Raw genomic sequence first — 13,790 nt, forward strand, 5'->3', positions numbered from 1 at the left:
AGAGTATAGAATTAGGGCTTGCTGAATAATGGTAAAACCCTTTTAAAATAAGGCTTTTGACCTGTTAAAGTCCGATGTTAGTGCAAGAAAATAGGATTGGGACTTTCAAAAACCTTGCATTATCCTTCTTGTAGTACATAGCTTGGTACAAAAAACAATGGCAACAAAGCCCGAAACGACCGGCTACTGACTCGGAGACTCCTGACTCCTACCCCCAGGAAAAACTTTTTCAGCAGACCCGAATTAGGTTTGCGATGTGCAACTAAAAACGACAGAATCAGGGTTCCAGAGGATACTTTATCTCTGCTGATTTCTGAAAGCCTTGTTGTAAATCAAGACTAAAAATATAGTTGCACACCGAGTTTAATTTAGCTTTTTCCCCTTAAACTAAAACCGACAAAGACGTAGTTTAAGGCGTTTCGGTATCCCCAAACCTCAAGGAATTGATAACGCTGCCATCCTTTCACCGAGCCAGTCTGAAAAGCTCTTAGGGTATATAGTTGGTTAGCCCAGTTGTGATCGTTTGGTGTAGCATGGTGAACACAGTGCGCTCCTAGGCTAACTGGAAGGATGATTAGCCGGATAAAGACTGCTCCTACTAATTCTATGTACCATTTTAACCACTCTAACCAGTGGTCCGAGTGCGGAGGATAAGCACCCAGATATAGGGCAAAAGATTTACCAATTACCTGAGATTTAGCTCCCTCATTATCATCGGCTTCATAGGCCCAATTATGCTCCGGTAGCTGTTGCAAGAGTGCGGCTGCATAGGTTCCGAGTTGGGTAAATACCGCCCAGAGTAAGCAGATTAAACAAGCATGGGTTAAACCCGCACAAACAGAGGCCAAGAAAAGCACAATCAGGGTAGCTATTTGATAGTTAATGGGAGCTTTAAGGAGATTAGTCAGGCGAGCAAGGAAGGTTTCTCCGTAAAACTTGGGAGAGAGTAATAACTTGCCCAAATTTTGCCAATAGAAGGCCTCTTCTTGGGCAAATTCAAAACCTAACTCTTCTACTAGGTAGGGGGTATTCCCCTTGTCATTCATGGTAGCTAAGTTTTTCGGCGGGTGGTGAATTAATAGGTGATCTTTTTTGAACAATGGAAAGGGCTTTTTCCCGGTAATTAAGGTAAGTAAACAACCTAAAAGATGGTTATAAGTGGGATATTGAGGGAAAAAAGCATTATGGGCGCAAAAGTGGGCTATTTCCTGCAATTGAGCCGCTCCAGCTACGGATAGCACCCATCCTAGGGGTATTAATTGCCAGTGGCTAAGAGCGATCGCTAATCCGCCTATATACTGGAGTATGCCATAGAGTAATTCTAAGGAGGGCGTGCTTTTCCAGAGAGGGGGGGTAAGGTAGTAGCCTGTTAGCCAGTCAAAGAAAGCTTGTACGAGACGATTATCGCTGAGTTGGAGCATCCCTAGGCGTGGATTATCCCTTAAAGCCGATGCTTGTGTTGGGGTGGGTTTTTTCAGTATCATGGCAGTAGAAAATAAGTTGTACTGTCCTGAAAATGGTTAAATAACCAAATTCAGGCGGTTTTATTAGCTGTGCAGTTGTTCGATTTCTCGGTAGTGCTGGACTAATTGCCCATCACTTAAAAATTGCTTTGGAGAGATTTCTATCTCGATGGCGAGATTAATTACCCAAGCTTCTTTGGGTACATACCCCAAGCGATTTTTTAGCCTCTGGGTTAGTGATTTAATCTGGTAGTTTGAGATGTACATAAGCTCTGAATTAGACTACACTTTTAGCTTATTTCTAGCCCTTTTAATTGTCGAGGTAGTTTTTGTAGCATTTAGTAGTCAATTTGCCAAAGTATCATTAAGTAGCTAAAAGTAGCATTTTGTGAATTGTATTCTTAAAAGGAGAACCACAAGTACAAATGGGAAATAGAAAACCTAAGTCTAAAAAACCAAGTGATCTGAATGAATCAGATTTTTTGGGCATTGTAATGCAGTTAGTTATAAAAGTAGATAATAAGGGATTATCTGATATACAAAAAATCTTAGTAAATGGATTTCGTCAAGGTTTAACTTATGATGAGATAGCAGAGAAAAATTACTTAAATTCAGAAAATCTTAGGAAAGAAGCAAATAAAAAATTATTTACCTTGATTTCTAAAGCTCTCACAGAAGCTATGAAAACGCCTATAAAAGTTCAAAAGACCAATTTTATTACATTAATTGAGCATTGGAATGCTATCGATAACAAGGGTATCTCTGTAGAAAATAGTTTTGTTAAAAGCAAGACAAAAATTAATATATTTACAGAGCTTAAAAATAACTTGTCTGGACAACAACAATCAGAACTGAATCGGATCATAAAGTCTTACTTGCCAGATAATGACAATGCTAATTTTGAAAAAATCATCGATAAAATCATAAATATTCGAGATGATAAAGATTTATTAAGAATACTTTTTAGACTTACTCAAGATAGCAGAATTAATAGCGACACTCGCTCATACATTGAACAAACAATACAGGAGTTAAAGAAACTATTAAATATTACTGACACAGATTACAATGCTTGGATAGCAGAGATACCAGCAATTAATCCGGAACCTGACAATCGAGAAAATATTAACAACTATCTAATTATCAAAATAGAGGAGAGTAAAAGTCAAGCAAATACTTCCCCTGAATATAAATTTGCTGCGTGGTTTCTACAGTTAAATACATCTCAAAGTCAAGAAAATAATTATATACATCTTCCTGTAGATAGTAGCGTTAGCAAAGATGTTTATACTCAAAAAGATATAACGAACATTTTAACAAAAATTATTGAAGATTGTCATGAGCGAGGAGGTGCAAATTTAAATATTGAATTTTTCACCAATGGTAAGCTACTATATACTAACTTTGAATCTTGGGAATACAATTGCTTTGATAGCCTAACTCAACTTAAGAGAGTATATTTTGTTAATGTTCGCTCTCTTATGAGATTGGAGAATAGATATCGGAATCAACCAGTTTATAAAAATTGGAAAAGTAGATGGGAGAGATTAACAACAAATTCTATAGATACACAAACAGTTACTAACAGCGAGTCCTATTTGTGCCAAGAAACAACTCTATGGAGCAATCTTTGCGCTTCAACTCAAGAGGATTTAGAGCAATTCTTTAAAAGAAGCTTAAAATATGGCATACCTTTAGCCGTTGGGTCGCGCTGTCATGCTCAGGAAGCAATTCACAGAACACAAATTAATACACTCTTACAGGGTATTCAAATCAATCAATTGTCCACAAGAGTTCAAGAGGTGAGGCGACAATCACCAGATAATTTAGAAGATGAACCCGAACATCTAGGACATCATCTATTATGCTTTTTAGAAGACCCTAATCGGATGCCCCCCTTCCACTACTTAACATCTCAGCACCTAGGTTAACTAACTATGAGTTCATGGAAAATCTTTCAAGGCAATCATGAAAAACGCTCAAGGGATAAGATTACTTGGCCAGAAATCCCACCTTGGCGAAGCTTCGCCACCAACAAATCCGAGGAGCGGGGAAAACAACTCATAGTTGACGATAAAACCATCGAAACCGTAAACGCAGCCATTCACCTACGCCGGCCTATTTTAGTCACAGGGAAACCGGGTACAGGGAAAACCTCCCTAGCCTACGCAATCGCCTACGAATTAGACTTAGGAGAAGTATTAGTCTGGCCAATTAATACCCGCACCACCCTACAAGAGGGATTATACTACTACGACGCAATCGCACGTTTGCAAGATTACCAACTAGAAGAAAAAAAAGACATAGGGCAGTATATCCGCTTGGGTCCCTTGGGGACAGCCCTCTGTCCGAGAAATTATCCCCGGGTACTGCTTATCGATGAGATAGATAAAAGTGACATCGACTTACCCAACGACCTCTTAAACCTTTTTGAAGAGGGAAGATTTGAAATCACCGAACTTTCCCGACTCGCGAAAGATACCGAAAACCAACCAATAGAAGTACAAACCCATGACGGTGAATGGAAATCCATCCCCCAAGGTAAGGTAAGCTGCCAACAGTTCCCCATAGTGATTATGACGAGCAACGGCGAGAGGGATTTTCCCCTACCCTTTAAACGTAGATGTCTGCTCTTAGAAATTCCCGACCCTACCCCAGAGGAACTAAAAAAGATAGTAAAAAGCCATTTTGATTATAAAGAAGCCAGTCCCGAAAGTAAAAAAATAGAAGACGCGATCGCAGAATATGTTAAAAAACGAGAAAAAGGGGAACTAGCAACGGACCAGCTTTTAAACGCCGTCTTTATGAGCATGGGCGAAAATAAACCCACAGGTGCAGAATTAAAGTCCCTTACCAACCTACTATTTACCTATCTCACCGACACAGGCAATACATGACCCAAACCCTTCCCACACCAGAACTGATTGATAAATTTATCACCTTTGTCAAGGGCAGGGGATGGGACCTAGACAGTTACCAGATAGCTGATAGTTTATGGTGGTATGCTCTCACCCAAGAAGAGGAAGGAAAACCCCAACCCCGTCCAGAGCCTAGGGAAGAAAAGGAAGAAACCCCGACCACTAAAAACCCCCCCCAGGAGAGTAAAAACGAAACCCAAGAGCCAGCAGCCCCATCGGATGAAGTTCCCTTAATACGCGAGACAGAAGCACAAAAACAGCCTGAGAAGATAGGCGCAGACACCCTACCCATTAGCATCCCCGATGCCAAATTCTGGCGAGAAACCCTAAAATTAGGGCGGGCAGTGCGTCCCCTCATCCAAAAGATAGACTCAGCCACCCAAAGACAAATAAACCTAAACAGCACCGTACAGAAATCGGCCGAGTATAGCATCGGCAAGAAAGATGGCAGTTTAGCCCTAATACCCGTTTACCAAGCCAAAAAAGTCCGTTCCCTAGAGGTAGTTTTACTGATTGAAGAATGGGCCTCCATGGTCTTTTGGAAAGAAATGGCCGGGGAAATCCGCGATTGGCTAGAACAAATCGGGGCCTTTCGGGATGTCAAACTCTACCGCATCGGATGGGACGAAGACAGGCAAAATTTAGCCATCCGTACCTACTCTAACGATACTTGCTCAATTCACCCAAAAGATCTCATCCATCCTCGCGGCGAAAGACTTATCCTCTTCTACAGTGATTGTACTTCCCCAGACTGGTATCAAGGACGCTATAACCAAGCTCTTCAGGACTGGGGAAAACACCAAATCGTCACCCTGCTTTCTCCCTTCCCGGAAGCAATGTGGGAAAGAACCGCCCTTAGTCGAGGTTGGTTCGTCTCCCTAGTCAACCAAACCCCCCGAAAACCTTCACAAAACTGGAGATTTACCTCTATCCCCCTGCTGCTACAAATTGAGAAGGAAGAGGAAAATCAACATATTCTCAGAGAAACAATCCAAAAAACCTACTTTCCCCTACCCACCATCTCCCTAACCCCTTCATCCTTAAAAGCTTGGGCGCTCGTTGTCAGTGGTGACAGCAACGCCACCTGTGCGGGGGTACTACTAGAAAAATCCCCCCAAAACAGAGAAACACCCGCAACTATTTCTCCGGAGATGTCTGGGAAGCAAGCTCTAGAACTATTCGCTAGTACCGCCTCACCTCTAGCTTGGGAATTACTGAAAAAATTAGCCGCAGCCCCGGTAAATCTTCCCATCATCCGTCTTATCCAAAGCAAACTTTTAAGCGCCTCTAACCCCCTAAACATAGCAGAAGTCATCCTTAGCGGTTTTCTTAAAGTCTATCTAGGAGGGGAACCAGTGAAGTGGGACAAAGGAGGTAAATTTAACTTTCATACTCCCCCCAACAGCCTAGATTTTGAATTTGATGATGAGGACAGAGAGCTTCTGCTCACTGAACTAGGGAATAGCCGCGCCTTAGAGGTAATTTTTGTCCTCTCGGAATACATCGCCCAAAAACTTAACCTGAGTACCACCACCTTTTTTGGTCTTATTCTTACCAATCCCCAAGTTCTCCTCGGCAAAGAAGCAGCTAATCTAGTTCGCGCCTTTGCCAAGGTGTCTGCTAAGGTTTTCCAAAAGCTAGGGGAAGCAAAGTACCAAGAAATTAGCCAAAAGCTGCAATCTATGGCTGACTCACCTCCACCCCCACCGGTTGAGGAAAAGTGGCTGAGGAAATATAAAACCGTAACCATAGCTAAGGTAAAAGAGCTTACGGGAGGAGAGGAAATATTGTTTCAACTGCTCAAGCATAGACTTAAGGATTTCAGCGTAGAAGATGGGGAACTGTATCAGCGTCTTCGTTTAACCCCTGAGCAGCTTAAAATTTTGGCAAGCGAAGAAATAACCGCCGAGACAATCCCAGTCCAGTTTAGGGAAGTCTTGGATAACACAGAAGAAGAAATCATCACCCAGAAATTTAACCTAACCCTGTTTAAGTCTGAAACCGTTTTTGTGGATGAGAGGGGACAAATTACCGCCAAAGAACCCGTGAGAGCCTTCTACTTTGAAGAAAATCCCCCCAGCTTAAAAATGCTCTATATTCCTTCGGGGGAGTTTTGGATGGGAACCGAAGCGGAGGAAATAGCGCGGCTAGGGGAAAAATACGGGGTGAATTGGTTCAAACGAGAATCCCCCAGACATTTAGTAAAAATCGCTCCGTTTTACCTAAGTCAAACTCCGATTACCCAAGCTCAATGGTTATATATTGCCCAAAGGAAAGATTTAAAAGTAGAGCGAGATTTAAAACCAGAGCCATCATATTTTAAAGGCAGCACAAACCCCGTTGAAAGGGTATCTTGGTTAGATGCCGTAGAATTTTGCCAAAGGCTCTCTAAAATGACCAAGAAACAGTATCGGCTGCCCAGTGAGGCGGAATGGGAGTATGCTTGTCGTGCTGGAACCACCACCCCCTTCCACTTCGGAGCAACCCTCACCTCAAATTTAGCTAACTACGATGCTAGGGAACGCTTTGCTAGGGAACCGGCAGGAGAATATCGCAGCGAAACCACCCCCGTGGGGCAATTTCCCCCCAATGGTTTTGGTTTGTATGATATGCACGGCAATGTCTGGGAGTGGTGTCAGGATGACTTCCGGGAAAATTATCAAGGCGCACCTAGGGATGGTAGTCCTCGGCAAGAAAAGAGCAAAAAACAGCAAAATCAGGCAAAAAAAGCTCTGCGGGGCGGTTCTTGGTGCATCAATCCATTTATCTGCCGTTCCGCTTACCGCTACAACGGCTACTACCGCCGCGACAGCTACGACTTCGGTTTTCGGGTGGTGTGCGGTGCTGGGAGGACTTTGTAACCCTTTTTCTCTTTTTTCCCTTTTTTCCCTTTTTCTCTTTTTCGATTTTTTTGAACAAATGTACTACATGAGGTTGGCTGATCAGTAGCTGGTTATAATTAAATTGAAGACGGGTTTTAGGTTTTCCCCTTATCAAGGTAGGGTTGATTCATGAATCAACCCTACAATCAAACCTAGAATCAACCCTACAATCAAACCTAGAATCAACCCTACAATCAAACCTAGGGGCAGGGGGGATCAAACCCCCCTTATCAAGGGGGGCAGGGGGGATCAAAACCCCCTTTATCAAGGGGGGCAGGGGGGATCAAACCCCCCTTATCAAGGGTAGGGTTGATTCATGAATCAACCCTACAATCAAACCTAGGGGCAGGGGGGATCAAAACCCCCCTTATCAAGGGGGGCAGGGGGGATCAAACCCCCCTTATCAAGGGGGCAGGGGGGATCAAAACCCCCCTTATCAAGGGGGGCAGGGGGGATCAAAACCCCCTTATCAAGGGGGGTAGGGGGGATCAAAACCCCCCTTATCAAGGTAGGGTTGATTCATGAATCAACCCTACAATCAATTTTTAATTTAATTATAATTACTTACTTAGGGCTTGCTGAAAAAGTACGGGCGAAGCATTCGGATAGAAAATCTACGGTTTCACCGATAGGTTATTACCCGAATGCTTCGCCCCTACAGGACGCGGGCCGATACAGAACACTAAAACCCTTACCTCGTCTATATTTCATATTTATTCAGTCAACCCTACTTATGCCTACAATAATCATCCAAAAGACCCAAAAACGTCTTTTAATCTATAGAGAAAAACTCACCGATGACCTAGACATAGAATTAGTCAAAATACCATCGGGAACCTTTACAATGGGTTCTTCAGAACAAGAAAGTGGTAATACAAGTGAAAAGCCGCAACACAACGTTACCCTGAAAAACTTCTTGATGGGTATTTATCCCATTACCCAAGCTCAATGGTTATATATTGCCCAAAGAGAAGATTTAAAAGTAGAGCAAGATTTAGAACCAGAGCCATCGGAGTTTAAAGGCAGCACAAACCCCGTTGAAATGGTAAGTTGGTTAGATGCTGTAGAATTTTGCCAAAGGCTCTCTAAATTAAGTAAAAGAAAATATAGGCTACCAACGGAAGCTGAGTGGGAGTACGCTTGTCGAGCGCAAACCAAACCCTTAAATCTCCACAAAGGAGAAACCTACCCCCCCTATCACTTTGGGGAAATTCTTACCCCAGATTTAGCCAACTATAATGGCAATCTCCAAAAAACCACCCCTGTTGGGCAATTCTACGCCAACGACTTTGGTTTATATGATATGCACGGAAATGTCTGGGAGTGGTGTCAAGATGATTGGTGCGAAAATTATGAGGAGATAAAAAAGAGCAAAAAACAGCAAAATCAGGCATCTAAAGTTCTGCGGGGCGGTTCTTGGTACTACCTTCCAGATTGCTGCCGTTCCGCTTTCCGCAGCCTCAACTTCCGCCGCAACGACTCCACCTCCAACGACGGTTTTCGGGTGGTGTGCGGTGCTGGGAGGACTTTGTAACCCTTTTTCTTGCATGAGTAGAAAAAGGGTTTCTCCGAGAAACCCTTTTTCTGTGGGGTATAAATTGCTTGTTGAGACGAGACAAGACGCAATAGTAAAGGGATTGGGGGAAGTTCAACTAATCTAAGAATAAGCGGTTTAAATGCGTCTTAGTTTACATCAACAGCTGCTCAGTTATTAGTATTCTCCCCCATCATTTTTTTTCTGGTCTAAAAGATGATTATAGATCACACTTTTGAGAGATTGCCAAAAAGGAACTAATAAAATATTCAGAAGTAAGAAAATAGTAGTCAGACCATAGGGAAACATCGCCATTTGTTGGAAAAAAAGAGGATTTTCTGCGAGCGTTTGCCAGTACTCCGAAGAATTGACCGAAAAGGAAAAGAGAATTTTGACAGAAAAGAAAAAGAGAATTGAAGCCAAAGCCCCTGACAGAAGATAAACTGAAATAATTAATAAACTGGCAATAAATATCAGCATCAGCCCCACAATTCTCCAAGCCGAGTTTTTAGTTAAATGCCAACCTCTCTTGATTGCTTGCCAACTGCCTAAATTATCTTCAATTATTAAGGGCAATTCGGCAATGTAAATGCGAGCAGATAACCAAAGGAAGAAAAAAGGAAGACAGAAAAAAGCCAGTAAAATAAGCAATACACCAAGGATGGGGATCAAACTTACTAGCGCCAGAGACAGCGTTATCGGCAAGATTATTGCCGCTCCCAACAAACCGATCAAAACCTGCATCCACCACAAGCGCCACATTTTCGGCTTAACTTTTTTTTCCGCTTGTCCGGCAGTTTCCGGCTGATAAATAATGTCTTGAAAAGCTAATCGCGAGATAACCGCATTATTGAAAAGAGACTTAGCAGCCGAGAAAATTTGTATCGGGAAAAGAAATAAACGTAAACCAATATCGCTGCCTTCTTCGGGGGTAATTGTTTGATAAAGTAATTGACTGAGAATTAATTGCAAAACTAAGGGGAGAAGCGACCACAAGCCGGCGCGGACAGCAAAGAATACATAAGTTGGGAAGCGATCGCGATAAAGACGGAAGGCAGTATTAATCGTATTGCCAATAGTCAAAGGATCGATGGAATTGTTAGTCACGGTGGGACTCCTTACAGAATGCCACCACTATATTAGGTTAGGTAACTAATCACAGCTAAAAAACTTCCAATTTAATCAATATTTTCAGCTAAGACAACAATTTTGCTAAAGTGGTAGAAATTGGCCAACGATTCAATTCCCCGGTTGAGAAAGGGCGATCGCATTAATGATCTTAACTCCCTTGGGATTCGGTTCACGCATGGTAGTAACTGGAGATGTCACCCAAACCGATTTACCGCAACAACAAGAATCGGGGTTAATTGCCGCTCAAAAAATCCTAAAATCAGTAGAAGGGATCGCTTTTTCTTACCTATCGCGGGCCGATGTGGTGCGTCATCCCTTAGTACAAAAAATCGTCTCAGCCTAGGAACAGCACGAAAAATAACAGATTATGGATATTAAAAATGGTTTCGTCGATGCGGTGGGTAATACTCCCCTAATTCGTCTCAATAGTTTTAGCGAGGAAACCGGCTGCGAGATTCTCGGTAAGGCCGAATTTCTTAACCCCGGTGGTTCGGTCAAGGATCGGGCCGCTTTATATATTATTCAAGAAGCGGAAAAAGCCGGTACTCTCCAACCGGGGGGAACCGTTGTCGAAGGAACCGCCGGCAATACTGGCATCGGTTTGGCCCATATCTGCAATGCTAAAGGTTATAAATGCCTGATTATCATTCCCGATACCCAATCCCAAGAGAAAATCGACCTATTGAGAACATTGGGTGCAGAAGTGCGTACTGTTCCCGCCGTTCCCTACCGAGATGCCAATAATTACGTTAAATTATCGGGGAGATTGGCCAGTGAGATGGAAAATGCTATCTGGGCCAATCAATTCGATAATCTGGCTAATCGTCGCGCTCACTACGAAACCACCGGCCGGGAAATCTGGGAACAAACCGACGGTAAAATTGATGCTTGGGTGGCTGCCACGGGAACCGGGGGAACCTACGCGGGGGTGGCGATGTTTTTAAAAGACCAAAATCCCCAGGTGCGCTGCCTGGTGGCGGATCCGATGGGTAGCGGTTTATATAGTTATGTGAAAACCGGGACAATTACCCTGGAAGGTAGTTCAATTACTGAAGGGATTGGTAATAGTCGTATTACGGCTAATATGGAAGGCGCACCCATAGATGATGCCATTCAAATTGATGATCCCACTGCCATCAAAGTTGTTTATCAACTATTACAAAAAGATGGTTTATTTATGGGTGGTTCTGTGGGTATTAATGTCGGTGCTGCCGTGGCTTTGGCTAAACAAATGGGGCCAGGCCACACCATAGTTACTGTTCTGTGTGATGGTGGGTCTCGTTATCAATCTCGTTTATATAATCCTCAATGGTTAGCTGAGAAAGGATTGGCTTAAATTCTTGTTAGGGTTAAGTCATCTGTCAGCTAGATTAAGGTGATGAACCCGGAATTTTACAGGAAAATCAGAAATTATCGGCTCGGAGATTAGTTGAGATCATGGTAGCGGTACGGCAACAATTAGAGAAGGCAGCAGGGGAAAATGAGGCGCAATGTTTGGCAAGCACTTGAGACAAGATAGACAATAATACTGATAACTATCATTATTAGGAGAATCATCAGATGTCAGTTACTATTGAACAAGACCTCAAAGAAATTTTAGGTTCAATTAATCAGAAGTTAGATAATCTGCAAAAAGATGTTATGGATATTAAAATAGTACAGGCGAGATTAGAGGAAAAAGTCGATAGTTTAGAAAAAGATATTGAAGGAGTAAAAGAAGATACAAAAGAATTAAAAGGCTCTCAGAAAGCCCAGATTTGGACGTTAATCGGCATCTTGGGAACAGCTTTAATAGGAACAGTTATTCGCTATATTATTCTCCCTTTTTCTCAATCATAATTAGGGTTTGCGGCAAAAAGTTTTTCCTGGGGGCAGGGTGTGGCCCCCCCAACCCCCCCGACATCGGGGGGGGGTGTGGGGTTTCACCGATTTTCATCTGGTCAATTACCTAATTTTCAGGGAAAAAGTACCTGAATTTTCCCCCCGATCACTCCCATATCCGGTACTTTTTGATTTCCCAAAGGTCTAAAAGTCTTATCCAACAAGGTTTTTAGATTTATTCAGCCAGCCCTAAGTAGTTAAAAATTAACACTACCTCAATTTTCTCAAAAAAATCGACCCGTCGCTAGGCGGGAGACAAAGGGCAAAAGAGCAAAAGAACAGAGGGTTAAACTCCTGGGGAGACACACGCAACCCGAATGATAAAGGTGGTGCGTTACGGCGGATTGTTAATTTGAGTTTTTTGACCGAATTGATAGCCGCAAACACGCACCCTAGACTCTACTAAAAGTGGGAGGTTTTCAACCCAAATTTTCTGGTAAAATGATTAGGGATAATTGGTCAAAACTGTATGAGGATTTAAGCCTGTGATCATCAAAGAGTTAGAAGAGCAACTTCTTGCCCTCAAACCTAGGGAAAAAGTGCAGGTAATCCAGTTACTCGCTCAAAGTCTTGGTGGTAATTGGCAGGGAATTGAGAAAACGCCTAAAGTTTGTGGTGGACAAGCCTGCATTGCCAATACAAGAATTCCAGTTTGGGTGTTAGTAGAAGCTCGTCGTCTTGGTTATAGTGATGCTGATTTATTAACAAGTTATCCGACTATTAAGGCTACGGATTTAGCCAATGCTTGGGTATATGCGGCGGCTCATGAAGATGAGATTGATTTACTCATTGAGCAGAATCAGGCAGTTTAGGGGATGATACTAAATCCGCTTATTAAAAACTGATTATTTATTCTCCGTTTTGCCTGTTGTCTGTTGCCTGTTGCCTGTTGCCTGTTGTCTGTTGCCTCTCCTGATATGTAGCCTATACTCAACGGATTTAGTATTAGATTAAACTGCTTTCAAAAAGGCAAAAGCTGCCTGGGACGCACCCTAAGATATCTGAGGCCAGCAATGCTCTAAAGTTGATAATTTAATTGGGGACAATTTGCCGAAAAAGCTTTTACTTCGTCATCCCATTCTAACTTGAGCGGCGACTGGTATCCATTGTATCATCACCAATATCTTTCGGTCGTCCGCTCCAACGTTTTGCTAGACCCGGTTTTCGCGACAAGGTGACAACTTCTCTGCCACTTTCCGCTTGCTTCTTGCGTAGATCTGCAAAGATTGCATCCAAGTCATAGTTGAAGGACTTGGCATACTCTTCACGGATTCGGTGGATCTCTTCGACGATCTCATCATGAAACATAATCAACCTCCTAACAGTTGGTTGCGTGTACAAAGAATCGGTAACTCGTATCCAAAATCAATGCTGATCTCTGCCAATTTTCTCTGAATTTGAGCATTAGCAATATGCTTACAGTTCCACGTTAACAGATAATCCATACCGTGGACAGTTGCGGCGGCAATGTGGATCGCGTCAACTTTCGCTTTTGGAGGCAGATTACTGCGGGTTAAGAATTGTTTAGCCAAACCTTGTGCAGCTTCGTTCAATGCTAACAAGGGAAAATCACGCAAAATATCCAGCCTTTCGGAGGCGATCGCTGTATCTCCTTTAGTTACTTCCTCTAGGACAGCCTCGGAAGTGTACAGAATAAAGTCGTTTCGACGAAATTCCCACCATTCCCTCGTTATCTCAATATTAGCCGCCACAATAATATCTCTGCTGGGTCGAGCAGTTAGGTAGCCTAAGATACTGGTTTCAATATAGACGCTTTCGCTCACGGCAATAGGAGAAAATCTATCCAACGTCCATCATACCCTATTTAGGGCTTGCTGAATAAAGGTGAAATGTAGGCAAGGTAAGGGTTTTGTGGCTTTTCTCGCGAAACAGGTGCAAGATTTTGAGAGAATCGTGCTTCAAAACCTTGCGTCTTCATCGGCCTGCGTCCTGTAGGGGCGAAGCATTCGGATAAAAAATC

12 protein-coding genes and 1 pseudogene are annotated in these 13,790 nt (G+C 42.8%); 8 read left to right on the top strand and 5 right to left on the bottom strand.

All coding sequences use genetic code 11. The features are described from left to right. Positions 1-368 precede the first annotated feature (368 nt). Together IM477_RS19115 and IM477_RS19120 are read right to left on the bottom strand one after the other, a co-directional pair. A complete protein-coding gene (locus IM477_RS19115; protein ID WP_353845562.1) occupies positions 369-1,484 on the bottom strand; it encodes a fatty acid desaturase in 1,116 nt (371 codons plus the stop codon). 63 nt (positions 1,485-1,547) lie between these two features. Then, the gene (locus IM477_RS19120) at positions 1,548-1,730 is read right to left on the bottom strand and encodes a hypothetical protein (RefSeq protein ID WP_043998847.1); all 183 of its coding nucleotides are present in this window, start codon (positions 1,728-1,730) and stop codon (positions 1,548-1,550) included. Between the two features lie 158 nt (positions 1,731-1,888). Between IM477_RS19120 and IM477_RS19125 the strand changes: the two genes are divergently transcribed. From IM477_RS19125 to IM477_RS19140, 4 genes are all read left to right on the top strand, one after another. Next, entirely contained in the window at positions 1,889-3,394 is a 1,506-nt protein-coding gene (locus tag IM477_RS19125; RefSeq protein WP_287733085.1) for a VMAP-C domain-containing protein, read from the top strand. A 6-nt stretch (positions 3,395-3,400) separates the two neighbouring features. Beyond that, positions 3,401-4,360, top strand: coding sequence for an AAA family ATPase (locus IM477_RS19130; protein ID WP_287733086.1), 960 nt, complete (start codon positions 3,401-3,403; stop codon positions 4,358-4,360). Further along, positions 4,357-7,242: a formylglycine-generating enzyme family protein gene (locus tag IM477_RS19135; protein ID WP_287733087.1), complete on the top strand. Its 2,886-nt coding sequence runs from the start codon at positions 4,357-4,359 to the stop codon at positions 7,240-7,242. Before IM477_RS19130 ends, IM477_RS19135 begins: the two co-directional genes overlap by 4 nt. Before the next feature lie 754 nt (positions 7,243-7,996). Then, a complete protein-coding gene (locus IM477_RS19140) occupies positions 7,997-8,797 on the top strand; it encodes a formylglycine-generating enzyme family protein (RefSeq protein ID WP_287733088.1) in 801 nt (266 codons plus the stop codon). 177 nt (positions 8,798-8,974) lie between these two features. On the opposite strand, the gene IM477_RS19145 is transcribed toward IM477_RS19140, so the two are convergent. Further along, the gene (locus IM477_RS19145) at positions 8,975-9,904 is read right to left on the bottom strand and encodes a hypothetical protein (RefSeq protein ID WP_287733089.1); all 930 of its coding nucleotides are present in this window, start codon (positions 9,902-9,904) and stop codon (positions 8,975-8,977) included. Between the two features lie 166 nt (positions 9,905-10,070). On the opposite strand from IM477_RS19145, the pseudogene IM477_RS19150 reads away from it, so the two are divergent. The 4 genes and pseudogenes from IM477_RS19150 to IM477_RS19165 form a co-directional block, all read left to right on the top strand. Then, positions 10,071-10,271 (top strand): annotated as a pseudogene (locus tag IM477_RS19150) (PhoH family protein); the annotation flags it as partial. Positions 10,272-10,295: 24 nt separating this feature from the next. After that, positions 10,296-11,264 (top strand): cysteine synthase A, encoded by a 969-nt coding sequence (locus tag IM477_RS19155; RefSeq protein ID WP_287733090.1) that lies wholly within the window; start codon positions 10,296-10,298, stop codon positions 11,262-11,264. Between the two features lie 224 nt (positions 11,265-11,488). Continuing rightward, on the top strand, positions 11,489-11,767 hold the full coding sequence (locus IM477_RS19160; RefSeq protein ID WP_002783564.1) for a hemolysin XhlA family protein: 279 nt from the start codon (positions 11,489-11,491) through the stop codon (positions 11,765-11,767). 527 nt (positions 11,768-12,294) lie between these two features. Next, on the top strand, positions 12,295-12,621 hold the full coding sequence (locus IM477_RS19165; protein ID WP_004268636.1) for a DUF433 domain-containing protein: 327 nt from the start codon (positions 12,295-12,297) through the stop codon (positions 12,619-12,621). Between the two features lie 268 nt (positions 12,622-12,889). Here the strand turns inward: IM477_RS19165 and IM477_RS19170 are convergent, their stop codons facing one another. Both IM477_RS19170 and IM477_RS19175 read right to left on the bottom strand, forming a co-directional pair. Continuing rightward, positions 12,890-13,117, bottom strand: a complete 228-nt coding sequence (locus tag IM477_RS19170; RefSeq protein WP_004268635.1) for a hypothetical protein — start codon at positions 13,115-13,117, stop codon at positions 12,890-12,892. A 2-nt stretch (positions 13,118-13,119) separates the two neighbouring features. Continuing rightward, positions 13,120-13,593, bottom strand: a complete 474-nt coding sequence (locus tag IM477_RS19175; protein ID WP_287733091.1) for a type II toxin-antitoxin system VapC family toxin — start codon at positions 13,591-13,593, stop codon at positions 13,120-13,122. Positions 13,594-13,790 lie beyond the last annotated feature (197 nt).

The sequence above is a fragment of the Microcystis sp. M090S1 genome, from assembly GCF_020246295.1.
GTDB lineage: Bacteria > Cyanobacteriota > Cyanobacteriia > Cyanobacteriales > Microcystaceae > Microcystis > Microcystis aeruginosa.

What these genes read in the sequence shown, in the direction of transcription:
- IM477_RS19125 (WP_287733085.1), top strand. Translation starts at nt 1,889, where the DNA reads ATGGGAAATAGAAAACCTAAGTCTAAAAAACCAAGTGATCTGAATGAA.
- IM477_RS19160 (WP_002783564.1), top strand. Translation starts at nt 11,489, where the DNA reads ATGTCAGTTACTATTGAACAAGACCTCAAAGAAATTTTAGGTTCAATT.
- IM477_RS19170 (WP_004268635.1), bottom strand. Translation starts at nt 13,117, where the DNA reads ATGTTTCATGATGAGATCGTCGAAGAGATCCACCGAATCCGTGAAGAG.
- IM477_RS19120 (WP_043998847.1), bottom strand. Translation starts at nt 1,730, where the DNA reads ATGTACATCTCAAACTACCAGATTAAATCACTAACCCAGAGGCTAAAA.
- IM477_RS19115 (WP_353845562.1), bottom strand. Translation starts at nt 1,484, where the DNA reads ATGATACTGAAAAAACCCACCCCAACACAAGCATCGGCTTTAAGGGAT.
- IM477_RS19135 (WP_287733087.1), top strand. Translation starts at nt 4,357, where the DNA reads ATGACCCAAACCCTTCCCACACCAGAACTGATTGATAAATTTATCACC.
- IM477_RS19155 (WP_287733090.1), top strand. Translation starts at nt 10,296, where the DNA reads ATGGATATTAAAAATGGTTTCGTCGATGCGGTGGGTAATACTCCCCTA.
- IM477_RS19130 (WP_287733086.1), top strand. Translation starts at nt 3,401, where the DNA reads ATGAGTTCATGGAAAATCTTTCAAGGCAATCATGAAAAACGCTCAAGG.
- IM477_RS19140 (WP_287733088.1), top strand. Translation starts at nt 7,997, where the DNA reads ATGCCTACAATAATCATCCAAAAGACCCAAAAACGTCTTTTAATCTAT.